This window comes from Bacteroides sp. AM07-18 (genome assembly GCF_003602695.1).
In the GTDB taxonomy this organism is placed as follows: Bacteria; Bacteroidota; Bacteroidia; order Bacteroidales; family Bacteroidaceae; genus Bacteroides; species Bacteroides uniformis.
Window position 1 is genome coordinate 402,766 of the sequence record NZ_QTLM01000001.1, and the last position, 25,617, is coordinate 428,382.

Here is a 25,617-nt window from a genome sequence, read left to right on the forward strand (position 1 = left end):
CGATTATGAGTAATGAGAAAGATTTAGTATTAAGAGATTCTGCATTTGAAATCCAAACAGCGGATTTAAGTAAGAATGAACTTCCTTCTTTGGAAGATGCGCAGGAGTTGCCAATAGATTTGTGTGGCAACTACTGGACGCCTGAACATGCTGGTGAGTTCAAGAAAATGTTTTTTGTGGAAATCAAACCACAAAAGGTCTTGAGTGCAACTAATCCGGACGAACTGATTGATTTGGATTGTGCCACATTTCTTGAAAAGACAGTAAACGGTACTGTTCAGACAGTGACAAACGGTTCCCGTAGGTTGGTTGGTATTCTGGAACAATATTTAGAAAACGGTTCTCTCAAAAGTGGTATGCCTCTTAAAATTACCTACATGGGTAAGAAAAAGAATAAGACCAATAATTTTCAGTCTGACAATTGGTCTGTAAGACCTCTTCGTCTTAACCTACCTGTTGCCGGATGATGGAGGATTTTAATATTGATGATTTTTCAGAGGGGGAAGAACTTAACCCCTCTGCCTATAATCCGGAAGATTATCCTACCAAAGAAACTGTTTTGGATTTTATCGCCTTGAACTGTAATGAGCCTCCTGTCAATATTGACCTGATGGAATTGAGTGTTAATGGAAGTGTAAAACGTGACCCTATGGAAATGTATCTTCAAAGTAAGTATATTTCTTCCTCTAATTTGAAAAATGCTCTTAAAACACCGCGCTCTTTCTATTATGATTGGGAACGGGTTTTTGAGGAGAAAGAGAAGCCTCACTTTCAATTAGGAACCTTTGCCCACATGGCATTTCTGGAACCACGTCTATTTGAACTTGTAAAAGTAGAGCCTAATTGTAATCAGGCGTCCAAAGAAGGGGTGTTAGCTATGATTCGGTATTATAATGAACTATTAGCGAAAGAAGCAGGCTATGTGAAAGAGGTTGAAGATGATATTCCTTCCGTTAATTGGAATTTCAATGTTTTAAAAGAATACCGGGATAGATTGAGACAAACCTGCATTGATTTGGGGTATTCTTTCATCAGCGAAGAAATGAGCATGATTATTAATGCTCTGAAAAGGAACTACTACTGGTATGGTGGTGGTATCATACAGCAGCTTTTAAAAGGTGCTTGTTCGGAAGTTTCTTTTTATGGACGAGACAAGGAAACCCAACTTGATGTAAGGGTTCGACCGGATTATTTCAATATAGAAGAGAATATCGGTGTGAATGCCGTAATCTCTTTTAAGACCACACGTGCCGATGACCTTGGTAAGTTCTACTACGATTGTGCCAAACTCAAGTACGAGCTCTCAGAAGGTATGTATCAGGAAGTAATGAGCAGTATTACCGGGCGAAAATTCAATGTAACTATAATGATTATGTTGCAGACGGTAGAGCCTTATGATGTAGCCGTTCTCTTCTGGTCTCCCGATGATTTGGCAAATGGGAAATATAAGTATCACTACGCTCTTTCGATTGTTAAAGATTGCTTTGAAAAGAAATGGTTTCCCGGCTATGATGCCAAGGCAGAAGAAGGTGCCCGTGGTATTATCGACATGCAGCTTCCTGAATGGAGCCATAAACTGCTTCATCCGGTGGCCATTGATGATTTTGAATGAATGGAACTGTGCAAAACCGATATTCAAACGATAGAGCGTCTTCTTAGGCAATGTTCTGAAAGAATAGAGAAGTATGCGCCTAAGACTTCCCCCGCTCAAGATTTATGCAGGCGTTGCAAGAAAATGATTAAACGAATAAACAATAAGAAATGACAGATTTAAAAGATTATTTGCCGGATGAAATAATATTCAAATTACCGACAACAGTAAAATTCCCCGAAGTGATTTTTCCTGATTGCATTTGCATGGATGATGTGAAGAAAAAACTTTCGGAACATTTTGTAACCATCCAAGAAAAGGATGTAATTGCTAACCGGGTGATGGATGAGTATGAAATATCCATTATTCGTGCCAATTATGGTGAAATAGTCGAGGAACAAATACCGGAACTTGAAAGCCAGTTTGAAAGTCTGAAGGCAAAATTCAATGCAGAGAAGAAAGATTTTGAAGCAAAGATTTCGGCTTTAAACACCCAATTCAAAGACTTGGTTAATTTGGCTAAAAAAGGTCTCAAGGATTATCCTTTGAAGATGATTGATACCTTCCGCATTCCAGTAATGGGGTATTATTTGTATTATTCATGGGTGAATGAAGCTTTTCGTTTGGCTTTGGTGCAAGAGATTCCTAAGCATGAATATAATGACCTGTTCAATTCGGGTGAAATGAACCAGGAAGCATTTAAATCCCTTGGGTATGAATTACCGGATATTGAGGTTAAGGATACCCGTAAGAATCTTCGCAAATTTGGTAAAGGCGAGGAAGTTGTAGAGGTTTGGGAAGAGGAAGGTCAGAATGTATGGTTAGAACATTGGATTGAGGATTTCCTTGATGAAAATAACGGTGAGATAATTCCTATACAACGCCATGAGTGGCACAGAGTTTCGATTGAAGAAAGTCCATGGAGAAAAGAGGAGAACTATGACGAGACTGAAGTACAAGAAAGGAAGGCCGTCGAAGTATCAGACGAGTTTGAAGAATAACCCCTATTGGGAAGAAGTAAAACGTAAGGTTCGTGTTCGTGACGGACACTGTTGCCGGATGTGTGGCAAGACCTATAATCTGGAGATTCATCATAAAACCTACCAGATAGGCGGTATGTCTATTGTCGGACATGAATTGGAACATTTGGGTTGTTTGGTAACTCTTTGTGAAGAGTGCCATGCGAAGGTTCATGAAAGATAACTTTGTTAACCTGCCTGCCCGGTCTGTGAAGATATGGCGGGTAAATGAGGGAATGTAGCTCAGCGGATAGAGCGCCGTGTGTGGTGGAAGGTTGAGAGTTCGAGTCTCTCAAGATATACTCTTAGCTTAACGGGAGAGCACCACAAACGGTAGTCGGTGGTTCGAATCCACCTGTTCCCACAAACTTGTGTTGGAAAGGGGACATGAAAGTGTTCGGTTGCAAATGGTTATTTCTGTAATGCGTATGCGGATAGTGTCCCCGATGCTATCAAGTGAGCAGTGCTACTGAACTGCATGAGAATTATATGTAATATCCCGTAGAATGCGCTTCGAGGCTTTTAATTCTAAATCAACAACTTGTCATTGTATGAATGCAAAACAATTTTATGATGAGGTCGTAAAACTTCGTCGTTTGCAAAAGAAATATTTTTGTATTCGTTCCTCTGGTACTTTACGTACCAGCAAAAAAACAAGAAAAATTTATTGATAGTGAAATAGACCGTGTTGAAAGATTGATTCAAAAACACCGTAATACTAATTTATTTGACCATGAGACAGATAAGCAGGAAACAAGCACAGTTGAATAGAGAGGTTGCTGCAATAAAGAAGAACTTACCTCCATGTTGTGCAATTTGTGGTAGACCGATGTCGGACGCTGCACATCTTGTTCCTAAGAGTATGTACCCGGAACACTATACCAATCCCTTAAATGTCGTTGGATTATGCAGGGAATGTCATAATAAGTATGATAATAATTTAGCCTTCAGACAAAGACAGAAACATCTTATTGAGCGTGTGAAGTCTTTTGATGAATGTGCGGCAAACAGATATTTTCATTTATGAACAGCTATCAATTGATTTCCAAACTCCGTAAGGTTCGGGGTGACACTTATCTTTCTACAGCTTCTCAGGCTCTTTATCACGAACTTGTTGCTATCTGTAATGATATGAAGTGGAAAGAAGTGTTTTTCATCCGTAGTAGCCTGCTCTGTGCTAATTTGGATATATCTGATAATACTTTGCGTAAATCAAGGGAAAGTCTTGCTGGCGCTCAGCTCATATACTATAAAACCAGCAAGGATAGACGTATAGGATGCTATTATTCATTTGTCAAAAGCATAGATGATGATGTTATATCGTCCTCAATATCTCCCGCAATATCATCCTCAAAAAATGCGGATGAAACTTCGGATGATATTGCGGGTGAAAACGTTAGTAGTAATATAGACACCTCCTCAATATCATCTTCAACATCATCCGCAAAATTTGCGAATGATAAAATAACATCATTCGCAATATCATCCGTAAATTTTGCGGATGAAAGTCAAATTCCACATATTATAGATAATATAAACATAAAACAAGAGGATAGTCTCGCGCATACGCACGAGAGCTCCCCACTTCCAAAGAAAAAATCCCGAAAGGAGATAAAGGATGAAAAACCTCTGGTCTATCCGTTTTCTTCAATAGCATTCATGTCCGCTTGGGAAACGCTTCGTCAGACACCGAAATGGAAAAAGAAACTTAATTACGCTTTGCAACTTTCACTTGATAAACTTTCCAAATTTGAAGAAGAATTTGCTATCAGGCAGGTTGAGAGAGCGATAGAATCTGGTTGGACAGGTGTGGTGTTTACTGGAACGGAGAGAGATTATCAAGAATGGCTAAATTTAAAATACAATGGAAGCAATCGGAAAACAGATGCAAAGCCGGACGAAAGCTCTGCCGGTATCAAATCAATTGTCTTCGGCAAACAGAGCTAACCATAAGCAATGGAGCAGGGAGCAGGTTGACATGTATTGGCGCAACCAACTCGTAGTATCTATGAAGACAATCTCGCCAGTCTTTATGGTTGATGATAGTAATCGCCAATTATTGAAAGCCCTTTATCAATGGGTTTGGGGGATTCCCGGAATATTGGATGTAAGCAAGGGATTATTATTACACGGCTCTATTGGGGTGGGCAAGTCCACTTTGCTGAAAGGATTACAGAACTATGCGGCAAAAATTGCCCGTTATTGTATTGGCGGTGCGGATGCCGGATTGACCTTTCAGTTCACCAGTGCTGCCGAGATTGCCTTGCTGTTTGCCGAGAAAGGAATTGTCGGGTTGAACCTATACACAGACAGGTCATGTATGCACAATCTTGCCATTGACGAGGTGGGACGGGAACCTATGGATGCCAAACACTTTGGTACGGGCATCAATGCCATTCAGACCGTCTTGCAACTGCGCTATGAGCAGAGATATTGTTTCTACACCCACATGACTACCAATCTGGACCCGGACAAGGAGTTTTCCCAACGGTATGGGGATTATATTGCCGACCGGGTGAAAGAGATGTTCAATGTGATAAAAATCGAGGGGGAAAGCCGAAGATGAAAGATATAAAACTGATAGCGACTATTCTGTCAATCCTGACAGCGTATGCCGCTTTTTATTTTGTCTGCTACTGGATAGCGGACTATTGTTTAAGGACTTACTTGTAACTGATGAAAAAAAGATACACGATTATGAAACCAAGAAAACAACTAATTGACGCCGCCGTAGCCAATGGTAGCATTGACAGAATGAACATGTTGCTATCCGCTGCACACCTGCTGAACTGTGAAGCCAACAGCTTGGTGGAAGAAGCGAGCGACTTAATGGCTGAAAACGGTCTTCTGCTTGGAAACTTGAAGAAGCTGCACAACGACTTTGTTAGAGTTGCCGACAAGTATTTCAAAGAGTTCGCCACCCTTGTAACCACCGATACCGCCAAGATGGATATGTTTTCCGATTTGGACGGATTCAACAGTGCTTTCAGAGAATGGGCAAAAGTTCCTAATGACTGGAAACCGAAGGAGATTGATTGAGTTATGAAATCATTGAAAGAGATATTATGCAGCTTAGAAGGGTTGTCCGACATTGAATTATTTGTCATAGACCTATTCTGTGGGGCCGGTGGTTTGTCGGAAGGCGTGGAAGAAGCCCGTTTAAATGGCAATAGATGTGCAAAAGTCGTTTGCTGTGTGAATCACGATAAGAATGCTGTCCTTTCACATGATGCCAACATTCCTGATGCACTTCATTTCATTGAGGATATTCGTACACTGGAGCTTTCACCGATAAATACTATTGTTGAACGTATCCGTGAATTATATCCTGATTCGATGATAATGCTTCATGCTTCTTTGGAGTGTACCAACTTCTCGAAAGCTAAAGGCGGTCAACCGAGAGATGCTGATAGCCGGACGCTGGCAGAACATCTCTTCCGTTATATTGATGTTATAGACCCTGACTACATTCAGATTGAAAATGTAGAAGAGTTTATGTCATGGGGAGATATGGATGAGAATGGGAAACCTATCAGCATGGATAAAGGAAGACTTTATCAGAAGTGGGTACGCAACGTGAAAAAATATGGTTACAACTTTGAACACCGTATCCTGAATGCTGCCGATTTCGGCGCCTATACCACAAGAAAACGCTTCTTCGGCATCTTTGCTAAAAAGAGTTTGCCGATAGTATTCCCTGAACCGACCCACTGTAAGGGTGGTAGGCAAGATATGTTTTCGCGGCTGGAGAAGTGGAAGCCGGTAAAGGATGTGCTTGATTTCTCTGATGAAGGAACTACCATCTTCAGGGAAAAGCCTCTTGCAGAGAAAACGCTTGAGCGTATCTATGCCGGACTTATCAAGTTTGTAGCCGGAGGAAAGGATGCCTTCCTCGTGAAGTATAATTCTATGAGCCGTACGGGGAAATATAACGCTCCTGGGATTGACGAACCATGTCCGGTGGTAGCAACACAAAACAGACTTGGAGTAGCGCAAGTTTGCTTTCTTTCCAAACAATTCAGCGGACATCCCGAAAGCAAGAATGTATCAGTGGAAGAGCCTGCCGGAACAATCACATGCAGGGACCATCATGCCTTCGTGTCAGCGCACTATGGGAACGGCTTTAACCGTTCGGTAGACGAGCCGTCTGCGACAGTTACAACAAAAGACAGATTATCATTAGTAACTCCAAGGTTTATCGCCAATGAGTATTCCGGTGGAGGACAACATACAAGTATTGACAATATTTGTCCGGCAATTTTAACCAATCCCAAGCAAAAACTTATAACATGCAAGCTTTGGATTATGAATACTTCTTTCTCAAATATTGGTAGCAACATAGAGGAACCGGCACAGACAATAACCGCAAACCGGAAATGGCATTATCTGATGAATCCACAGTTCAACAGTGCTGGCGGCTCCGTTGATAACCCCTGCTTCACCCTGATAGCACGAATGGATAAGATGCCGCCCTATCTGGTAGCAACAGAAAGCGGTCAGGTAGCGATTGAAATCTACGACAATGATAGTCCTATGACCGTGAAGATAAAGGAGTTCATGGCACTGTATGGCATAGTGGATATTAAAATGCGGATGCTTCGCATTCCTGAACTAAAACGTATCATGGGCTTTCCGGAGGATTATGTGTTAGTTGGTACACAAGCTGACCAGAAGAAGTTTATCGGAAATGCGGTAGAGGTTACACAGGCAAAGAAGAATGCCGAAGCACTTTGTGCAAAACTTAGAGAGTTAAGATTGAAGAAATTAAAAGAAGTAGCTTAATGAAAGAATATATAGAATTTTTAAAAGACAAGATGGCCATCAGCCGTCAGACCGGGTTCGAGGTCAATCCGGATGAATTAACCTTGTCGTTATATCCCCATGTGAAAGATACCGTTCGTTGGGCAATATCCGGTGGATGCCGTGCTATATTCTCCAGTTTCGGTATGCAGAAGACCGTAACCCAGTTGGAGATACTTCGGGTAGTCTTGAAACACAAAGGCGGCAAAGGATTAATCGTATGCCCCAAGCGTGTAGTGGTCGAGTTCCTTACACAAGCGGAACAACATCTGCACATGAAAGTGACCTATGTACGAGCTATGGCTGATGTGATGATATGCCCGACTGACATCATGGTTACGAACTACGAGCGTGTGCGCGACGGTGAAGATGGTGTAAGAATAGAACCTTCCTACTTCACCGCAACATCATTGGATGAAGCGAGCGTATTACGTGGTTTCGGTACCAAGACCTATCAGGAGTTCCTTCCCTTGTTTGCGGATGTTCCCTACCGCTTTGTCGCCACCGCCACGCCATCGCCCAACAGATATAAGGAACTGATACATTATGCCGGTTATCTCGGTGTGATGGATACCGGGCAGGCGCTTACCCGTTTCTTTCAGCGTGACAGCACGAAGGCGAATAACCTTACCCTTTATCCGCACAAGGAGAAGGAGTTCTGGTTGTGGGTAAGTACATGGGCGTTGTTCCTCACCAAACCGTCCGACCTTGGTTACCCCGATACCGGATATGAATTGCCGGAACTGCGTGTACATGAAGAAGTGGTTAGTGTTGATAACTCCACTGCCGGAACCGACCGTGACGGACAAGTGAAGATGTTCCGTGAGGCTGCTCTCGGACTTGCCGACGCAGCGAAAGAACGTCGGGACAACATGCAGGAAAAGATTGTCCGTGTGGTGGAAATCATTAACCGTCCTGAAAACAAAGACGATCATTTCCTTTTATGGCATGACCTGGAGAATGAACGGAAGGCTTTGTGTGATGCCATACCCGGATGTAAGGCTGTGTACGGCTCGCAGGATGATGAGGAAGCCGACGAAGTGATAGCGGACTTTAAGGACGGCCGTCTGAAATATCTGGCTGCCAAACCGGAGATGCTTGGTGAAGGTTTGAACTTCCAGTACCACTGCCATAAGGCAATCATGTTCATCGACTACCGTTTCAACGACAAGTTCCAGGCGATAGCCCGTATCTACCGTTTCATGCAGCAGCATCCGGTTGACCTTTATCTGGTCTATGCGGAAAGTGAGGGAGAGATATACAAGAGCTTCATGCAGAAGTGGGCGCAACACCGCGAGATGGTAGCCAAGATGACCGATATAGTCCGCGAGAACGGTTTGTTCGGCTTGCAGGCAGAGGAGAAGATGATGCGGTGGATGTTTGCCAGCAGGGAAGAAAAGTCCGGCAAACTGTGGAGGGCAATCAATAATGACAATGTTCTTGAATGCCAGACTATGGAAAGTAATTCGGTGGACTTGATTGTAACCAGCATCCCGTTCTCCAACCACTATGAGTACACTCCGACCTATAACGACTTCGGGCATAATGAGGACAACGGCAAGTTCTTCGAGCAGATGGATTATCTTACACCGGAGCTTATGCGTATTCTTAAACCCGGTAGGTTAGCTTGCATCCATGTGAAAGACCGTGTACTGTTTGGCAACGCTACGGGTGACGGTATGCCCACTATCGACCCGTTCAGTGAAATGACTGTATTCCACTACATGAAACACGGTTTCCGCTACATGGGGCGCATCACGGTGGATACGGATGTGGTAAGGGAGAACAACCAGACTTATCGGCTTGGATATACGGAGATGTGCAAGGACGGTTCAAAGATGGGTATCGGTTGCCCGGAATATGTTCTTCTCTTCCGAAAGTTGCCTTCTGATACCTCACGAGCCTATGCTGATTTGCCGGTGACAAAGAATAAGAGTGAATATTCGCTTGCCCGTTGGCAGATAGATGCCCATGCAAGTTGGAAATCTTCTGGTAACTCTCTATTGAGCTATGAGGACATGAAAGGAGCCGGAATAGATAAGATACGCCATCTGTTCAGGAACTACGAACGTGAGCATATATATAACTACGAGGAACATGTATCATTCGCTGAGGAATTGGAAACATACGGAAAGCTGCCTAAAACGTTCATGGCCGTTGACCCGGTAAGCAAGAAAGATTGGATATGGGATGATGTCACCCGTATGCGCACGCTCAATACCAAGCAGTCGCAGAAGAAACGGCAGAATCATATTTGTCCCCTTCAGTTAGATATTGTCGAAAGATTGATTGAACGGTATTCAAACAGGGGTGAACTGGTGTTTGACCCGTTCGGAGGTATCGGCACCGTTCCCTATTGCGCTATCAATCTGGGGAGGAAAGGTCTGTCAACCGAACTCAATTACGACTACTGGAAAGATAGTCTTTCATATCTGTATGAGGCAGAGATGGAGGTCAGCGCACCCACATTGTTCGACTTAATGAATGATGCCGTATGAACATTCACCAGATAGTTCCCCGTTCGGATTGCACCTCCTTCGCCAAGTGCGGCAAGCACTCACTTGCCTATTGCAGGAGGTACGGTGCGTCCGAATGCGGACCATGTGAAATCGTGAGGAGGAAACCCCGTAACCGGGTGGTGGTTGACGGAGTGGAGCGTAAACTGTGCACCCGTTGCGGTAGAGCACTTCCATTATCCCGGTTCTTCGATAGAATAGCCCGTCGTAACGGTAAGGAATACCATCTGAAAGCGTCATGGTGCAAGATGTGTATGGCAGAGGTACAGAGCGAGCGGAATAGAAAAAGAGAAATGAATTGAGATTAACGTGTGCAAAAAGAAGCCATTTCTGCACATGAAGTATTAACACGAGCGGAAACCGGTGGCTTTTGCTCATAACTGAATAGTAAGGAATTATGCAATACATATTAACAGAACAAGAATATAGAGCTTTAACCCCTATTAGTGAGGTAGATAAACTCAAAGAAGATGTACAGCTTCTGAATGAAAAAGTTATGGAGCTTAGTGAACATCCATGTGGGAGTGATGTAGATTATAGAAGCGTAACTTTTTATTGTGATGATTGCCCGATTGGTGCATTTGGTACTGGTACTTGTACAAAGAGACAACAATATTCTAAATAGTTATGAGACAGACAGTAGAAGAAGCGGCAATGAACTTTGCCAATTATGAATCCAATAATTTAGATAAACTGCCTTTTAAGGTAAAAAATGTGGTCGATTATGACAATGGGCTGACGAGAGGTTTCAAGGCTGGTGCTGAATGGCAGGCAAAGCAATCACCGTGGATAAGCGTAGAGGATGCAATACCTAACGAACTAGCAAAAGGCATGTGTCAAGTGAAATATGTTGATGGTAGTATTGATGAAATGGCAATGCGAGAAGTGAATAAATGGATATATCCCTACATCAAGACTGGATATGTTACTCATTGGAAACCTATCCCCTCATTCGATGAGATACTCGAAGCAAACAAGGATGTACTGGAACGGATTAAGGAGAAAGGAGATTGATTATGGAAAAGAAAGTAAAATTGTGAAATAGAAATTAGAAGTATATTACCAAACTTGGATTCAATATATTATGGACATTTAGTAAGGACGAATAGCTCTATGTGCATGTATTTACAGCATATTAGCAGGCCGCCAATCAACAGCATGAACAAACTACATAAAAGAGGAATTGTAAAACTGAGTATGTAGTTTGCTGAACAGAAATATCTATTCCAACCTTTTTTCCTTTCTCCTAAGTCTTCTCGTATGAGTTTGGCAGTTATAGAACTTCTGTCCCTGTATTTGAGTGTTACTTCCAACGCTTTTCTGATTTTAAGGAGTGTACAACAAATAAATGCTGATATAATAAAGCCTAAAAAAGATAATATTATCAGTATAGTTAATTTATATTCAGCTTGGATAGCATCTCCTAAGAAAATAGCGACTTCTATACTTAGAAAGAGGGTAAAAAACAAAATGAAGTAGTTAAATCTGGCATAAAATATATTCTCTATATGCTTTCTTTCTTCCTCTATTTCTACTAATCTGTGTGGTGCTACAAAATACTTAGATTCATCCGTTTCAGTTTTCATTCGATTTGAGATTAAATTTTTCCGCAAATGTAAATATAAAAAATAATTTATGAAAGCAATAACCATAAAACAACCTTGGGCATCCTTGATAGTCCACGGTATTAAAGACATTGAGAACCGAACTTGGCCGTGTCCTAAGAAATACTTAGGGCAGAGGGTGCTGATTCATTCAAGCGCCGTCCCCGTGGAAATGATTAATCCTAATAGTGTATTTACGAAAAGGCAATGGGATAGCTTTTCACTTGGATTCCAGAGTGAGATTATTTGCGGCAATGGATATGTAAATTCTGCTATTATTGGAAGTGTCGAAATTGTGGATTGTGTTGTGGATTACTCTTCCATCTGGGCAGAGAAAGGAGTTTATAACTGGGTACTGGCTAATCCTATCCTTTACTCCAAACCTATTGAGAACGTGAAAGGGAAACTGTCTTTCTGGGACTATTCCGGTATTAAAGAGGTAAAAATTGAGTGTCCGGAATGTGGCAGTATAGAAATAGCTGTCGAAGATTATACGACGGCTCCGTTCCCGACTTATCTGCATCGATGCAACAAGTGTGACTATGTGATTATGGAAAGTGAGTGGAATGTAATAAAGTAGGATATGGAATTTGATTGGTATTGGTTTGTTGTAACAGTTTTGATAATCTGCGTTACTGTATATAACTGTTTAAATAGCTATTGGAAGCATAAGTATAGGGATGAGAACAAAGGTGACTGATAGATACAAAAAAGGCTATCTATCCCAGACAGCCAATCTTTGTTTAACCTTAATCTAATACTATAAAAAACACATTGCAAAGGTACGGATTTGTGGGAGTTATGCAAATTATGAGCCTTTGTTCAGCCATCTTATAACATGGTTTAGCAAACGGATATGTATGTTAACCATTAACGTAATAGATTTACAAAATTAACAAATAGCCAATGAGTAGAAATGAAACAGTTTGGACTGATGCGAAATGCGCAGCCTTTCGAGTTGAGTTCCTTACCAGTTGTGAGGAACTCTTTTTGTATGCAAAAGCCATCTATTCCGCTATGATGTGGGGTAGGGAGGTGAACGAGAAAAATCGGGTTATTCAGGAAAAGGATAAGTCTGTTAAATAAAAGAAAGAGCCAACCCACGCACGACCATGAATCAGCTCCTCACACGATTATGATGCAAATATACTATTTATATTTAAAATAATCGTGTTATGAAGCTGGATTTTAACAAAATAATTCGTATTAAAAAGATTCGTATTGAGAAATCGGAACTTTCAGAGGAAGAAAATGCCTTGACCGCCCCGATTTTGAAAGACAAAAGCCTTATCCTTGAAATTTACAAAATATTCGTTGAGGTGTTGAATGAAAGGGGATGTCCCCCGAATATTGACAGTGTAACCCAGCGGAAGAAGTTCATTTTCATTATCCTGTACCTATTTTCTCCAAGTTCGCTTGCCGGTGGAAAAATGGCAGCAGGGGTACGTGAGGAGATGTCAAAGGTGCTTGGGGTTCAGTCCAAGAGTACAATTTCCGACAACTGTGCTGATGTCGTGTTTCTCTATCAGAATTATGGGGATTTCAGCGGGGATATAGAGTATCTTTACACCGAAATCGTCAATCGGTTAAGAATCAAAGGGCTAATCAATTAGTTGTGACTTGCTTTCATTTTATTAGATTTGTATGGTTGCAATAAAGCCGGAGTTTAGTGCTCCGGCTCTAATAATTTATATATTCGAGTTCTACATTTGTTTTCAAAAATAGCGCGGTCTTTTATATATGAAGAATACAAATTTGTAGTTTTTTCGCGAGCGTTAGTATATATTTCCTGTCTTTCTTGAAAAACTTTTTTCATTATATCTCTCTTGGCTGTTGTATTTTCGTATACCTCTTTTTTTCTTAACTCAATTTCTATATTTTTTATCATTATTTCCCCATAGGCTTTTTGCAGTATATTTATTTGGTTTACAGTGTCTTTTATTAAATTTATAGCTTCTATTTTAAGTTCATCATCTTCTATGTAAAGATTAAAAAGAGCTTGAGCGCATTTCAGGGCATAATGAGCATTGTCCATATTCTCCATTTCTCGTTCTATAGCTTTATTATCGGTAATTTTCGTAGGAGTTTTAAATATAGAGCTTTCCAAATTATACAAACTTTTTACAAATTCTATGATTGCGTTTCTTTCTTCTGAAATGATTCCATATTGTACATTTGTGAATAATGTTAATTTAGCTTTCAATTTTTCTGTTTCAATAGTAAAGGTATTTTTTACAGATTCAATTTCTTTAGTGATTTCTCCTATATCTTCTTTAGTGGCAAGATTTTTTCCTTTTTCAGTTTCATAAGATTTCTGTTTGGCTATGTATCTCCAAAATAAAAATTGGGTTAATCCTATAGCGAAAGTACAAATACTAATAAGTGAATTTGTATCTATCCAATCCATACCTATTCTCCTTTCTCTATTCTAATTTTCTCTACAATTTGTTCCAGTTCTTCTATGGTACTGGCTTTATAAAAGTCTCCTTTGTGCTGGATAAGGGCAGTGAGTTCGTTATCTTCTCCTTTACAAGTGGAAGAGTTATTTGTTTCGTCTCGGAAGAAGTCAACTATATTGCAATCAATGGCGTCGGCTATTTCTTTCAACTTTTTGTAGGTGGGATTTCCTTGTAAGGTAAGAGTAAGAGTAACTCTATTTACACCCATCTTTTTTGCTACATCCTGAATGGTGTAGCCCTTTTCTTTAATGATGCTTTTTATATCCATTTCAAATGTATATTATAATAAACGGAACAAATATAATATGATAAAATCAATAATGCAATAAAAGTAGCTATTTATTGCATCAAGAAGATTGGTTTATTAATAAATGTGTAATTGTATACCCTTACAATTGCATTTTTACTAATGTTTATTAAACAGCTACATTTTTATCTTTATTCTATTTGAAGTGTAATTATAAACCCATACATTTGCACCATCAGAAACGAAGTAATAACAATTAAAACATATACGATTATGGCAGCATCAGTAATTAAACAAAGAACAATAGAGAAGTTCATCATGTCAGAGTTTGTACAAGGCAATTTGAACACAAAAGAACAAGTAAGCTGTATGCTCATTTTGATTCAAAAGAAGCTGGGTATGTCAGTAGAGCAAGCAAGCGGCTTTATGAGAAACGCAATTGGTATTAACGCTTAAATATACGATCATGGCAACAAAGAAAATTGATGAGAAGAAAACATTGAAGTATGCGGTAGCATTTTACTTCTGTACAACAGGTAAGGTAAGCTTCATGTTAGGTAATAAGATGTATCAGCATATAAACACTGTTTATGACCAAAGAGAAGATGGCAGAGGTTTAATACATGTGAGGTTGTTTATAACTACAAGGCTCAAAAGTACGAGGTTCTGAATGTAGATACAGAGATAGGCAACAAAGAGATTACGGTATTAAATGTTTAATCAGCAGGGCGAAAGCCCTGCATAACCTATAAGAATATGAACCAGCAGAGTAAATATGTAGTTCGCGAATCAATTGAGTATGGTTGCAAGGTTTATGAGGTAGTAAACACTGAAACAGGTAATCGTATCAATTATTTCGCAGATTACGAATTAGCCAAAGAGTTTGCAAGGCGTCAAAATAACACGGCAAAGAAACGTATGGCAGATTGACTGAAGTTTAATCCGGTAGCCTTCGGGCTACCACAATACACACGATTATGGAAGCGGATTTAGTTTTAGTTATCAGCCCCGAAGCCCCACTGATGAAACAACTGGGCAAGGTATTGGGTAAGTTATGTAGTATGTGCGATTTTACCACCATAGAAAGGGGTGAAAAGTACATCACCATACAACATGATGAAACTGGGCTTGTAGTGGCTTATACAAGTGAAGAAAGGTTGAATGTGAAACATTAATATTGTAGATTATGAATCAAGAAAGAGTATTAACCTTTGGTAAATACAAAGGACAAGATATAAAGTACATCATACTTACCCACATAGGGTATATAATGTGGTGCTTTGAGAATATTGACTGGTTTAAACTGACCGATGAAGAGCAAGCATTATATGATGCGATAGCTATAATGATTAAGAGAGAACGCTTACCAATGACTTTTCCGGTTGAAATGATGTACAAGCATATAAAGGACATGGAAGCATTGGGAAGGTTAAAAACACCGTTTACATTCAATGGAGAATATACATCCTACAAAGTGTCTGAAAAGGATAACCCTGTATGTAAAAGTATTGAAAAATACAGAATATGTAAAACATATAGACCCAGAACACAAGAATACTCATCATTTGGAGACCTGTCATTAGGAGATTTGAGTGGCTTTTCACATAGTATGAATAAAGAAATAGAACGTGCTCGACTTAATTGTGAGAATGATGAAGATATATTTGGTGGATGGGGTAGTATGAATGATTATAAGGATTGAAACCTAAAAAACATATATCTTATGAACTCAATAAACAAGAATGGTTGCAGCGTATGCCAAACTGGTAAAGAGAATTACACTACCTACAACACCAGGTTGAGAGGAAAAAGAGTGAGAATGTACCAGTACGACTACCGTACTGATAGCGGTGAACTTTTTTCTTGTTGTGCGCCTACCTTAGAGGCATGTAGAGAAAGACGTGATAAATGGCTTAGTTCACGACAATAAGCCGATTGTCGTGTATAACAATTGAAGATATTTCGTTATCTTTGGTTGTGGTAGTACCTTTGGGGTACTATCGCGGGGTAGAGCAGTGGTCAGCTCGCTACTTTGACTTGGTAGAGGTCCGGGGTTCGAATCCCTGCCCCGCAACTATGATTATTAACTTTTAAATTTACACGATTATGAACATTTTGACGCTTAGTATTAAGCAAAAGTATTTTGATGAAATCTTGGCCGGTAAGAAAACTCACGAATACCGTGAAATCAGGCCTACCAACGCAAAGAAGTATATCACCTACCTTTGTGGTGGTAAAGAATATCCGGCTGATGCAGAATTACCTGAAGAAGGTGAAGTTGAGTTGAAGCCAATTCAGTATGATGCCATCAAACTTCTTACAGGTGCTTATACAGGCAAACGCCCTTATATCGTTGTTGAGGTAAAGGCGGCAGAAGCGGTTATCCTTACTGATGAAAACGGTAACGATATTATTTACGAGCATCAAGGTGAAGAGTATTTAGCTGCTCAAATTGATTACACGTTGGGCAAGATATTAGAGAAACATATAGATTGATTTGTTTAACTTTTAAAATTAGAAAGCAGAGTCGCAAGAAGAATTAACAGAGTAGCCGGGCCTCGCAGAAATATGAATGGTGCAGGGGCAGGTGGTAGATTGGTTGCCAATCGTAGAGGTACAGCAAGTGCCACACAGTTAGGATCACGCAGACAGCGTTACAGTGATCTTCGTACTTCATTTGGTTTAAGCGGTGGTTAGCTATGAGCAAGGTAGAACAAGCGAACCGGTATATAGACCTCATTCGGGTAAAATCGAATGAGGCTTTACTGTTTTTATCACTTGGTAAGGATTCGCTTGTTCTGCTTGATTTAGTCTATCCAAAGTTTGACCGGATTGTTTGCGTGTTCATGTACTTTGTCAAGAATTTGGAGCATATTAACCGTTGGATAAACTGGACTAAAGCTAAGTATCCGAAGATAGAGTTTGTTCAAGTACCACATTGGAACCTTACTTATATTCTCCGTGGCGGTATGTATTGTGTGCCAAATCCGAAAGTAAAGCTATTGAAGTTGGCAGATGTGGTAAAGGCTATGCAGCTTACTCATGGAGTTTATTATACATTCTTGGGCATGAAAAAAGCTGATGGTATGAATCGTAGGCTTATGTTGAAAGGGTATGAGGTAAACGGTTACGAGAATAACGGTATGGTTTATCCTTTGGCTGATTGGACACAAAAGGATATTCTTGCTTATATGAGGCAGCACAATTTACCCGAACCAATTCGATATTCATTGAAAGCCAGTTCGGGAGTAGGTTTCAATCTTGATTGTATGCTTTGGATGGAGAAGAATTACCCGCAGGATTTACAGAGAATTTACAAAGTTTTCCCGATGGCTGAAAGAGTGCTTTGGGAGTATCATAATCAACAAAAGTAAGGAGGAAAGCCGAGTTAGAAGAAGAACAAAAACAGCAGAAGAAATAGGAAGACAAACGATGCGTGCTCTTGCTGCTAATAATCAAAATGTATCACGTGGTGGCATAAATAGACAAGGTAGAATACTTCGTGCAAATGCAGGTGCATTGCTTCCTATTTATCAAAGACAAGGAAATAGAGCCGCAGTAAATGCAATGCGTTCACGTTTGGGGTTAACTAATGGATGATATGGAACTAAGTAAATACATAAAGAGTGAATCGGTGGAACTTAATCGTTCTGCCATTCACTTTGCGGATTATAATCCCCGAAAACTATCTGATGAATCACGTAAGACACTGAAACGTGGCATCAAGAAATTCGGATTGGTAGGTGGAATAGTTGTGAATAAGCGTACAGGTCTTACCGTAGTCAGCGGACACCAGCGTTTGTCTGTCATGGACGAATTACAAAAGTTTCCCGATAACGACTATCGCATTCGTGTCGATGTCATTGACGTGGACGAACAGCAGGAAAAGGAGTTGAATATTCTAATGAACAACCCTAATGCACAAGGTTCTTGGGATTTTGACGCTCTTGCCCGTATTGTTCCTGATATTGACTGGAAAGATGCAGGATTGACGGATGCCGACTTGAATATGATTGGGGTTGATTTCCTTTTGCAGACCGAAGAAGAAAGCTCCATTGCTGACGAACTGGAAAGCATGATGTCGCCTGTAACAGAACAGAAAGAAGCCGATAAAGCCGCCAAGCAGTTGGAACGTGCCGAAAAGGTTGCCCACATGAAGGAAGTCAAGCAACAGGTAAAAGAAAACGCACAGAAGCAAGTCGAGAACATGGATGCCTATGTGATGTTGTCCTTTGATACCTATGAAGCTAAAGCCGCTTTCTGCGAAAGGTTCGGGTATGATCCGGATATGAAGTTCATAAAGGGAGAAGTATTTGATGAACAAGTAGAAAGAATAGATTAATTATTGGGAGGAAAGCTGAGTTAGAAAGAAAACATATAGCCAGTTATATCAGCAGTCCAGACGAATAATGTACAACGCTGGAAGGCAATACGGGTTAGGTTCTGCAAGACAAAGAAACATAAGGGATAGAACGAAATCTATAATGGGAAGATATGCTGAGAAAATAGATAGCTATTTCTCAAAAAGAGGAGTTGATGTCTATGGAAACAAGCCAATTTCTCGCCGTGTATATATGGGTAACAATAACGGTTAAAATTATGATTGGCGATTTTATACTTTGGATAAAGAATGTTCTAAAGCAAAACCTGTTTTGTGTTCATCATTATGTTTGGAAAGGTAGTGTGATGTTCTCTGAGTTCAGGTATGAACAATGTGAGAAATGTGGAAAATTAAAGAAGTAATATGAGCAATAGTGAATCTCAAAATAGAAAAGGTAAAGGAGGAAGAAAGCCAAAGTTTGATTATACAAGCGAGGACTTTCTTTCTCTCGTGGAATCGTATGCCAAAAAGGGATTCACTGACAAGGAAATAGCCTATGCCATAGGGATTTTACCACAAACTTTCTGCGAAAAGAAAAGTGAGTACACCGAAATATCCGAAGTCTTAGCGCGTGGGCGCGCGACAATCAATGCCACTGTAAGGGCTAAATTCCTTGCAATGGCTCTCGGTGGCATAAAAACCAAAAGCACCGTGGTAAGAAAGCTCCGTGATTCAGAGGGAAATTTGACAGGTGAGGACGAATTACAAGTTAGCGAAAGCGAGTTAGCTCCAAATTTGCAAGCAATGTCCGTTTGGCTGTATCACCACGATGAGGATTGGAGAAAGATTGAACGTCGACAAGATGAAGATGCTGATATTCCAACAGACATAGAGCACGGCATCAACATTGATTCCTGGATTAAAGACAAGCTGAAATGATAGTACCTCAAGAAATTTACCATCCATTATACGAGGATAAGGAAAAATTTATAATTCTTATCACCGGTGGGCGTGGTAGCGGAAAGTCTTTCAATGCTTCTACCTTTATTGAGCGGTTGACTTTTGAAATGACTCCCGTAGAGAAGATAGTTCATCAGATTCTTTACACCCGTTACACGATGGTTTCTGCCGGTATGTCTATCATCCCCGAAATGATGGAGAAGATAGATTTGGACGGAACCACGAAATATTTCAAGACCACAAAGACGGACATAGTCAATAAGATGACTAAGAGCCGTATCATGTTCCGGGGTATCAAGACTTCTTCCGGGAACCAGACAGCAAAACTGAAATCCATTCAAGGCATTACGACTTTCGTCTGCGATGAAGCGGAAGAGTGGACAAGCGAAGATGAGTTCGACAAGATAATGCTCTCCATCCGTAAGAAAGGGATTCAGAACCGGATTATCATCATTATGAATCCTTGCGATTCCAATCACTTCATCTACAAGAAATACATTGAGAAAACTCACAAGCTGGTAGAGATTGATGGTGTGCAGGTTCAGATTTCCACTCATCCGAATGTGCTCCACATTCATACGACTTACTTTGATAATTTGGAGAATCTTTCACCGGAGTTTCTAAAAGAGGTGGAGGATATAAAGGTGAGTAATCCTGAAAAGTATGGTCATGTGGTTATCGGCCGGTGGGCTGACGTTGCAGAAGGTGCTGTGTTCAAGAAGTGGGGAATTGTGAAAGAGTTCCCGCAGGAATGCAAAAAGGTAGGAATAGGGCAGGACTTCGGCTTTACTAATGATCCTTCCGCTGCTGTAAGATGTGGCATTATTGATAACCGTTTGTATGTTGATGAACTTTTCTATGAAACGGATATGCTTTCGTCGGCTATTGCCAATAGGTTAAAGCCTTTCTCTATGAAAGTTTTTGCCGATTCGCAAGACCCTCGATTGATTCAAGAGATAAAGAACAGAGGCGTGAATATCTATCCGGTAGATAAGTTTCCCGGCTCCATCAAAGCGGGTATTGATAAGATTAAAGACATGGAGTTCTTTGTAACAGAACGCTCTTACAATATTATTACTGAACTTCGGAAATATGTTTGGGATAAAGATAAGGATGGAAACTACATCAATGAGCCAGTAGATGAATATAATCATTTGATGGATGCCATTAGATATTATGTATTGGGTTGTTTGCTTGGACGCATTTTGAAGCCGAAAGATTTAACTGGAATATTCACACACTAAAAATATAAGCTATGCCATTGAATTTAGAAGAAATATTAGCATTGCCCGATATCGGGCAGAAGATAAACTACCTGAAGAAAGGTAGGAAGACTGAACTTCCCGACTGTTGTAAACTTTGGGACGATTGGAATCCGGAACGCCATGAAATTATGGTTGACAAAAAGAAGTATCCGGACAGAAAGGTTCTTGAAAAAGAAGCTGAGAAACACTTCGATGAAAAAACTGGTAAGACTTATGAAATCGAAGCAAAGTATAAGACTGAACCGGTGAACCGTATTTCCATTCCATTGGAACAGGATATAGTGAATATTCAAACTGCTTTCACGGTCGGCACAGAACCGTCTATGGATTGCACTCCGACTGATGATGATGAAAAGAAGCTGCTGGATGCGGTAAAGGCTGTATTTAAATCCAACAAAATCAAATACCAAAACAAGAAGATTGTCCGTGCCTGGCTCTCCGAACAAGAAGCGGCAGAATATTGGTATGTTACCGATGATGATTCGTTTTGGGCAAAGTTTTGGAAGAAAGTTAAGACTACGTTCGGTGGCAAGGTCAAGCCCACCAAGAAACTGAAAAGCGTGTTATGGTCTCCATTCAGAGGTGATAAACTATACCCGTTCTTTAACGATGAAGGTAAAATGATTGCTTTCTCACGTGAGTACAAGAAGAAGCTCATGGATGATTCGGAGATAACTTGCTTTATGACTATCACTGATAAGATGGTCTATCAGTGGGATTTATCTAAAGGGTATGAAGAAAGAACGCCTTTTACTCATGGATTCCCCAAATTACCGGTTCTCTATGCCTACCGTCCTGAACCTTATTGCAAAAAGATAAAGACTTTTCGGGTTCGGTTGGAGAAATTATTATCCAATTATGCAGATTGCATCGATTATCATTTCTTCCCTTTATTGAAACTTATCGGTGACGTGGAGGGTTTCATGGGTAAGGTTAAGGATAGAATGGTCAAACTTACAGGTGAAGGTGCGGATGCCCAGTATCTGACGTGGAACCAAGTTCCGGATACGGTACGTTTTGAAGCAGAAACACTCACCAATATGGCTTATGATATGTCAAACACTCCAAGAATATCCTTTGAGACGTTGAAGGGGGTAGGCAAAGCATCAGGAACCGCTTTCCGCTTTATGTTCATGGGTGCACACATGGCGGTAGAAAATCACGGTGAGGTTATCGGCGAGTTTTTACAGCGGAGAGTAAATTTCATTGTTTCCGCTTTAGGCTCTATCAATCCAACCGAGTTTAGCAAGGCATCGCAAACCATTGACATAGAAACAGAACTGGTTCCATATATGATTGATGATTTGAATGATAAGGTGACTACTGCCGTTTCCGCTGTCAGTGGTGGCATCTGGTCAACGCGTGAGGGAATCATGTTTGCCGGGAATGCTGATAGGGTAGAAGAGGAGCTTGCAGAAATCAAGGAGGAGCAAGCGGCAAAGAATGAGCAAATCGGAAATAAGGGACAGAAAAATGCCTCTTAGTCAGAAAAATTATAGGGATTATAATTTTAGTACAAGAAAAATAGAATATTTTGCGGCAACATCAAAGAATTGCCGCTAATTTTTTGCTTGAATAGTTGTAGGTAATTAAATAATTACCTATATTTGTAGGGTAATCAATAGAGAAAGGTATGCCAACGATATTTATTTTATTTGGTTTTCGTTTTATGTTTTACGCTAATGACCATGAGCCTATACATGTTCATGTAATCAAAGGGGATGTAAGTGCTAAATTCACTTTATTTCCAGTTACATTAATCAAAAATAATGGCTTGAAGTCATCTGAACTGAAACTTGTAGAATCAGTTATAGAAGAAAATCAAGAAGTAATAGCAGAGCATTGGAATAAATTTTTTAATAAATCAAAATAAGTGGTTATGGAAAATATCATAGTTGAAAAGGTATGGTTGACTGATACGGAGGTATGGATACGTACCACTGACGGGAAGGAGGCATGTGAGAAGTTTTCAGATTTCCAAAGGCTGAAATGGGCTACTCCTGCGCAGCGCGCAAATTTCACAACGAGCCATGACGGAATACATTGGAAAGAGCTTGATGAAGATTTGAGTTTTGAGGGATTCTTTCGGGAAAGGAAATCTAATCCTCTTTATGATTTATTTATAGCTCATCCTGAATTGAATGCTGCTGCCATAGCACGACGTTTAGGTATTTCTCAGAGTTTGTTTGCTCAATATGTAAGCGGAACAAAGAAGCCGTCTAAGAAACGTTTTGAAGATATTATAGAAACAATACGTTCAGTAGGGCGTGAATTAATGGCTGTACCGGCATAAGTTACAATACTTTATTTAGGCGTGATTCCATTCGGTTTCACGCCTTTTTTATACCATTTTACGACAATCGTTTCATTGTCGTGTATCACCTATCTGATAATTTTTCACATAGCTTATTAATGCCGAAATTTACCGTAGAAATTTATAAATCAAATTCATACGGTATGACAATCTTAGAACAAATCTTGGCAGGGCTGCAACAGAAGTTTACTGGGGTGGACACTGCTATCTTAACCCGAATTGCCACTAAGAAGGCAGAGGGTGTAACGGACGAGACAAAGGTAAACTCCATTGTTGAGGGTATCAGCTTCTCGGACGTGCTAAATTCCTATGGTGATTTCCGTGTCGGGGATGCTTCCAAGACCGCAGTTTCCAACTACGAGAAGAAACATAACCTTAAAGACGGTAAGCCAATCGAGACTACCACAACCATCAAAACGGAAGAGAATAAAGACGATGTGCCTGCATGGGCGCAAGCTTTAATTGATTCCAACAAGAGCCTTTCTGACAAGCTAACACAGTTTGAAACGGAGAAGGCTCAAGCAACACGTAGCCAGCAGATTTTGGCAAAAGCAAAGGAGTATGGTATTCCCGAAAACTACGCCAAACGATGCGCCATCAAGGATGATGAGGACTTGGACGTTTATTTCAAGGACTTGAAACAGGAGTTCGCGAATGACGGCTTCAAAGGCGTGACCCCTCCCGAATCAGCAGAGCAGAAGATGGAGAAAGAGAGTGAATCTCTCGCCAAGATGATTGACGAAGGGACAAAAACTATTGTTGAACAAAGCAAAATTTAATTATGTCAGCAGGATTTAAGTACGATTTGGTTCCACCTGTTGAGCAAGAGGAACGCTACGATGTCCAGACCGGTATTCGTAGACGTGGCCCGTTCAAACTCGACACGCAGAACCTGGTAGTGGGAAGTTTTCTTCCCGGATTTACACCGATTTGTGCGGACTTGAAAAATAAGTTCGCATACACGGTAATCAATGTGAGAGTAGTAGAAGCCTATACCACTGGTGGAGAGGCTTTGTCTATCAAAGTAGCCAAGAACTCTTTGGCTTATGTGGGTATGTTTGTCGGAAGCGGCAAGAAAGGTGCAGAAGTAACGGCAATTGATAAATCTAATGTCGGTTATGATGTATTGACTATCAAGGCTGCTTTTGGTGAGAATATCGCCAAAGATGCCGTATTATTCAATGCGGTTGCAGTTGATGGTTTAAAACAAAAGCATGTAGCTAATTCGGCTCTGTTTAACCGTACAAAGGTTGAGGACGGAGTCACATTGGTTTCATTGCTTCGTACAGCCGCAGAAATTGAACCCTCAAAATTGGTTATGCCGTTCTCCGAGAACGATAAAGCCAACATGAAGGGATGGTTTGAATTTAACGAGTAAGGAGGTAGGATATGTTTTTAACGATTCAAACATTATTCGATGATGCGAACATTGTTTCCGCTATCATCAGACGTGTGAACCAGACACGCAAGGACACAATCTATTGGCAGCAGTATCTTACTTTCCGCAGAGTGACTACTCGTGTGTTCAAGGATTATATCGGTTCTGTAACCGGAGTTATGGCCGGCTCTATCAATTCACGTTTTGGAGAGAAACCCATCCGTGAGCGTCGGAACATCGGTTCCGGATATGGTGAGATTGCCTATTTGGGTGATGCTTATCAGATGTCTATTGACCGTCTTTCCGAATTGCAGGATTTGATTGACAAGTTCAATGCAGCTAAGCCAGCCGACCAAAAGGCTGCAATGGAAGAGATTGTAAACTTCCTGGCAGACGACTACCGTCAGATTACCCTTGCCGCCCACAAGCGTATGGATATTATTGTCGGTGCGCTGTTGATGCTTGGTGAAGCCACCGTTTACAACAAAGATGCCGCAATCACTTCCGGTCAGACCAATAATAAACTGCTGGAGATTGCCCTTCCGTTCAACTTTATCAAGCCGAAAAGTGGAGATGTGGTTGTGGACGGAAAGAATATGCTTATCTCTTATTTGAGAGAGAAACTTCATTCTTTAGCTCCGGATTTTGGTGTTTATGCCAAGATGATAATGACCCGTGCATCTTTCAACAAGCTTATTCTTGGTTCATCTGAATTTGGTGAGCAGTACAAGATGATTCTCGGCAGCAACGAAATGAAGTTGAGTACGGGATTGGTTTCCTCTTCTTTGGCTTCCGAAGTGTTCACCGGCATCGGTTTGCCGCATATTGAAATCAAGGAGGACTACGTAAAAGACCAGACGGGAAAGAATGTGCAGATTTACGCGGATAACCGCATTACTCTGTTGCCTTCTGACAACATTGGTTATATGCGCCATCATACCCCGTATGAAGCGACAGACCCAGTACAAGGACGTACTTATATCCCGTCAGAGGGGCAGATGCTTATCTCCAACTACCGTGATAAGAACGGTCGCTACATGGAATATACGGCAGAGTGGATTCCGCAGATTTCCAACCCGGACTTGATTACCAATTTCGACCTGAGCGAAATTGCATCCATCCAATCAGCATAAGGAGGTAGGA

Annotated in this window: 34 protein-coding genes, 1 tRNA gene and 1 pseudogene; 33 read left to right on the forward strand and 3 right to left on the reverse strand. The window is 40.7% G+C overall.

Annotated features, from left to right (window positions below; all coding sequences use genetic code 11):
• Window positions 1-5 precede the first annotated feature (5 nt).
• The 13 genes from DW096_RS01855 (at window position 6) to DW096_RS01910 (ending at window position 10,940) form a co-directional block, all read left to right on the forward strand.
• Window positions 6-467, forward strand: a complete 462-nt coding sequence (locus tag DW096_RS01855; RefSeq protein ID WP_118273779.1) for a hypothetical protein — start codon at window positions 6-8, stop codon at window positions 465-467.
• A complete protein-coding gene (locus DW096_RS01860; protein ID WP_117880737.1) occupies window positions 464-1,612 on the forward strand; it encodes a PD-(D/E)XK nuclease-like domain-containing protein in 1,149 nt (382 codons plus the stop codon). Before DW096_RS01855 ends, DW096_RS01860 begins: the two co-directional genes overlap by 4 nt.
• Before the next feature lie 149 nt (window positions 1,613-1,761).
• Complete coding sequence (locus DW096_RS01865; RefSeq protein WP_118930782.1) at window positions 1,762-2,592, forward strand: hypothetical protein; 831 nt, start codon at window positions 1,762-1,764, stop codon at window positions 2,590-2,592.
• Window positions 2,531-2,794, forward strand: coding sequence for an HNH endonuclease (locus DW096_RS01870; protein ID WP_080782321.1), 264 nt, complete (start codon window positions 2,531-2,533; stop codon window positions 2,792-2,794). Before DW096_RS01865 ends, DW096_RS01870 begins: the two co-directional genes overlap by 62 nt.
• 549 nt (window positions 2,795-3,343) lie before the next feature.
• Window positions 3,344-3,637, forward strand: a complete 294-nt coding sequence (locus DW096_RS19705; protein WP_354002481.1) for an HNH endonuclease — start codon at window positions 3,344-3,346, stop codon at window positions 3,635-3,637.
• Window positions 3,634-4,557, forward strand: coding sequence for a hypothetical protein (locus DW096_RS19355; protein ID WP_199711478.1), 924 nt, complete (start codon window positions 3,634-3,636; stop codon window positions 4,555-4,557). The genes DW096_RS19705 and DW096_RS19355 overlap by 4 nt, the downstream gene beginning before the upstream one ends.
• Before the next feature lie 61 nt (window positions 4,558-4,618).
• Window positions 4,619-5,176 (forward strand): ATP-binding protein, encoded by a 558-nt coding sequence (locus DW096_RS01880; RefSeq protein ID WP_133303538.1) that lies wholly within the window; start codon window positions 4,619-4,621, stop codon window positions 5,174-5,176.
• Between the two features lie 131 nt (window positions 5,177-5,307).
• Window positions 5,308-5,649: a hypothetical protein gene (locus tag DW096_RS01885; protein ID WP_182416679.1), complete on the forward strand. Its 342-nt coding sequence runs from the start codon at window positions 5,308-5,310 to the stop codon at window positions 5,647-5,649.
• Window positions 5,650-5,652: 3 nt separating this feature from the next.
• Window positions 5,653-7,392 (forward strand): DNA cytosine methyltransferase, encoded by a 1,740-nt coding sequence (locus DW096_RS01890; protein WP_227212652.1) that lies wholly within the window; start codon window positions 5,653-5,655, stop codon window positions 7,390-7,392.
• Window positions 7,392-9,908, forward strand: coding sequence for a DNA methyltransferase (locus DW096_RS01895; protein WP_120028658.1), 2,517 nt, complete (start codon window positions 7,392-7,394; stop codon window positions 9,906-9,908). The genes DW096_RS01890 and DW096_RS01895 overlap by 1 nt, the downstream gene beginning before the upstream one ends.
• Window positions 9,905-10,228, forward strand: coding sequence for a hypothetical protein (locus DW096_RS01900; RefSeq protein WP_118930780.1), 324 nt, complete (start codon window positions 9,905-9,907; stop codon window positions 10,226-10,228). The genes DW096_RS01895 and DW096_RS01900 overlap by 4 nt, the downstream gene beginning before the upstream one ends.
• A 95-nt stretch (window positions 10,229-10,323) precedes the next feature.
• Window positions 10,324-10,551, forward strand: coding sequence for a hypothetical protein (locus tag DW096_RS01905; RefSeq protein WP_118930779.1), 228 nt, complete (start codon window positions 10,324-10,326; stop codon window positions 10,549-10,551).
• Between the two features lie 2 nt (window positions 10,552-10,553).
• Window positions 10,554-10,940: a DUF551 domain-containing protein gene (locus tag DW096_RS01910; RefSeq protein ID WP_118930778.1), complete on the forward strand. Its 387-nt coding sequence runs from the start codon at window positions 10,554-10,556 to the stop codon at window positions 10,938-10,940.
• Window positions 10,941-11,008: 68 nt separating this feature from the next.
• Here DW096_RS01910 and DW096_RS01915 read toward each other — a convergent pair whose 3' ends face one another.
• Window positions 11,009-11,512 (reverse strand): hypothetical protein, encoded by a 504-nt coding sequence (locus tag DW096_RS01915; RefSeq protein WP_117880721.1) that lies wholly within the window; start codon window positions 11,510-11,512, stop codon window positions 11,009-11,011.
• A 49-nt stretch (window positions 11,513-11,561) separates the two neighbouring features.
• On the opposite strand from DW096_RS01915, the gene DW096_RS01920 reads away from it, so the two are divergent.
• Together DW096_RS01920 and DW096_RS01930 are read left to right on the forward strand one after the other, a co-directional pair.
• Window positions 11,562-12,110 (forward strand): ASCH domain-containing protein, encoded by a 549-nt coding sequence (locus tag DW096_RS01920; RefSeq protein ID WP_117880719.1) that lies wholly within the window; start codon window positions 11,562-11,564, stop codon window positions 12,108-12,110.
• A 595-nt stretch (window positions 12,111-12,705) separates the two neighbouring features.
• Window positions 12,706-13,143, forward strand: a complete 438-nt coding sequence (locus DW096_RS01930) for a hypothetical protein (protein ID WP_118930776.1) — start codon at window positions 12,706-12,708, stop codon at window positions 13,141-13,143.
• A 53-nt stretch (window positions 13,144-13,196) separates the two neighbouring features.
• Here the strand turns inward: DW096_RS01930 and DW096_RS01935 are convergent, their stop codons facing one another.
• Together DW096_RS01935 and DW096_RS01940 are read right to left on the reverse strand one after the other, a co-directional pair.
• Window positions 13,197-13,937: a hypothetical protein gene (locus DW096_RS01935; RefSeq protein ID WP_118930775.1), complete on the reverse strand. Its 741-nt coding sequence runs from the start codon at window positions 13,935-13,937 to the stop codon at window positions 13,197-13,199.
• Between the two features lie 2 nt (window positions 13,938-13,939).
• On the reverse strand, window positions 13,940-14,257 hold the full coding sequence (locus DW096_RS01940; protein ID WP_118930774.1) for a helix-turn-helix domain-containing protein: 318 nt from the start codon (window positions 14,255-14,257) through the stop codon (window positions 13,940-13,942).
• A gap of 252 nt (window positions 14,258-14,509) precedes the next feature.
• Here DW096_RS01940 and DW096_RS01945 point away from each other — a divergent pair, with 252 nt between their 5' ends.
• The 18 genes and pseudogenes from DW096_RS01945 to DW096_RS02025 all read left to right on the forward strand — a co-directional run bounded on the left by DW096_RS01945 (window position 14,510) and on the right by DW096_RS02025 (window position 25,607).
• Window positions 14,510-14,692 carry a hypothetical protein gene (locus DW096_RS01945; RefSeq protein ID WP_118930773.1) on the forward strand — a complete coding sequence of 61 codons (183 nt, stop codon included), beginning with the start codon at window positions 14,510-14,512 and terminating at the stop codon, window positions 14,690-14,692.
• 10 nt (window positions 14,693-14,702) lie between these two features.
• Window positions 14,703-14,956, forward strand: a pseudogene (locus tag DW096_RS01950) (hypothetical protein).
• A gap of 36 nt (window positions 14,957-14,992) precedes the next feature.
• Window positions 14,993-15,166: a hypothetical protein gene (locus DW096_RS19255; protein WP_158589289.1), complete on the forward strand. Its 174-nt coding sequence runs from the start codon at window positions 14,993-14,995 to the stop codon at window positions 15,164-15,166.
• Between the two features lie 47 nt (window positions 15,167-15,213).
• Window positions 15,214-15,411 carry a hypothetical protein gene (locus tag DW096_RS01955; RefSeq protein WP_118930772.1) on the forward strand — a complete coding sequence of 66 codons (198 nt, stop codon included), beginning with the start codon at window positions 15,214-15,216 and terminating at the stop codon, window positions 15,409-15,411.
• 11 nt (window positions 15,412-15,422) lie between these two features.
• Complete coding sequence (locus DW096_RS01960) at window positions 15,423-15,938, forward strand: hypothetical protein (RefSeq protein ID WP_118930771.1); 516 nt, start codon at window positions 15,423-15,425, stop codon at window positions 15,936-15,938.
• Between the two features lie 21 nt (window positions 15,939-15,959).
• Window positions 15,960-16,166 (forward strand): DUF3873 family protein, encoded by a 207-nt coding sequence (locus tag DW096_RS01965; RefSeq protein ID WP_118930770.1) that lies wholly within the window; start codon window positions 15,960-15,962, stop codon window positions 16,164-16,166.
• A 71-nt stretch (window positions 16,167-16,237) separates the two neighbouring features.
• A tRNA-Val gene (locus DW096_RS01970) sits at window positions 16,238-16,310 on the forward strand.
• Window positions 16,311-16,342: 32 nt separating this feature from the next.
• Window positions 16,343-16,732 carry an ASCH domain-containing protein gene (locus tag DW096_RS01975; protein ID WP_120028659.1) on the forward strand — a complete coding sequence of 130 codons (390 nt, stop codon included), beginning with the start codon at window positions 16,343-16,345 and terminating at the stop codon, window positions 16,730-16,732.
• 203 nt (window positions 16,733-16,935) lie between these two features.
• A complete protein-coding gene (locus DW096_RS01980) occupies window positions 16,936-17,610 on the forward strand; it encodes a phosphoadenosine phosphosulfate reductase family protein (RefSeq protein ID WP_118930769.1) in 675 nt (224 codons plus the stop codon).
• A gap of 227 nt (window positions 17,611-17,837) precedes the next feature.
• Window positions 17,838-18,578, forward strand: a complete 741-nt coding sequence (locus tag DW096_RS01985) for a ParB N-terminal domain-containing protein (RefSeq protein WP_120028684.1) — start codon at window positions 17,838-17,840, stop codon at window positions 18,576-18,578.
• 402 nt (window positions 18,579-18,980) lie between these two features.
• The gene (locus tag DW096_RS01990) at window positions 18,981-19,496 is read left to right on the forward strand and encodes a hypothetical protein (protein WP_118930768.1); all 516 of its coding nucleotides are present in this window, start codon (window positions 18,981-18,983) and stop codon (window positions 19,494-19,496) included.
• Complete coding sequence (locus tag DW096_RS01995; protein WP_118930767.1) at window positions 19,493-20,761, forward strand: PBSX family phage terminase large subunit; 1,269 nt, start codon at window positions 19,493-19,495, stop codon at window positions 20,759-20,761. Before DW096_RS01990 ends, DW096_RS01995 begins: the two co-directional genes overlap by 4 nt.
• Before the next feature lie 11 nt (window positions 20,762-20,772).
• Window positions 20,773-22,266 carry a phage portal protein gene (locus tag DW096_RS02000; protein WP_118930766.1) on the forward strand — a complete coding sequence of 498 codons (1,494 nt, stop codon included), beginning with the start codon at window positions 20,773-20,775 and terminating at the stop codon, window positions 22,264-22,266.
• A 149-nt stretch (window positions 22,267-22,415) separates the two neighbouring features.
• Window positions 22,416-22,655, forward strand: a complete 240-nt coding sequence (locus tag DW096_RS02005; RefSeq protein ID WP_005824559.1) for a DUF4160 domain-containing protein — start codon at window positions 22,416-22,418, stop codon at window positions 22,653-22,655.
• A gap of 6 nt (window positions 22,656-22,661) precedes the next feature.
• Window positions 22,662-23,075 (forward strand): DUF2442 domain-containing protein, encoded by a 414-nt coding sequence (locus DW096_RS02010; protein WP_117880674.1) that lies wholly within the window; start codon window positions 22,662-22,664, stop codon window positions 23,073-23,075.
• Window positions 23,076-23,239: 164 nt separating this feature from the next.
• Entirely contained in the window at window positions 23,240-23,875 is a 636-nt protein-coding gene (locus DW096_RS02015; protein ID WP_118930851.1) for a hypothetical protein, read from the forward strand.
• Between the two features lie 2 nt (window positions 23,876-23,877).
• A complete protein-coding gene (locus tag DW096_RS02020; RefSeq protein WP_118930765.1) occupies window positions 23,878-24,474 on the forward strand; it encodes a head fiber protein in 597 nt (198 codons plus the stop codon).
• An 11-nt stretch (window positions 24,475-24,485) separates the two neighbouring features.
• A complete protein-coding gene (locus DW096_RS02025) occupies window positions 24,486-25,607 on the forward strand; it encodes a hypothetical protein (protein ID WP_117880668.1) in 1,122 nt (373 codons plus the stop codon).
• Window positions 25,608-25,617 lie beyond the last annotated feature (10 nt).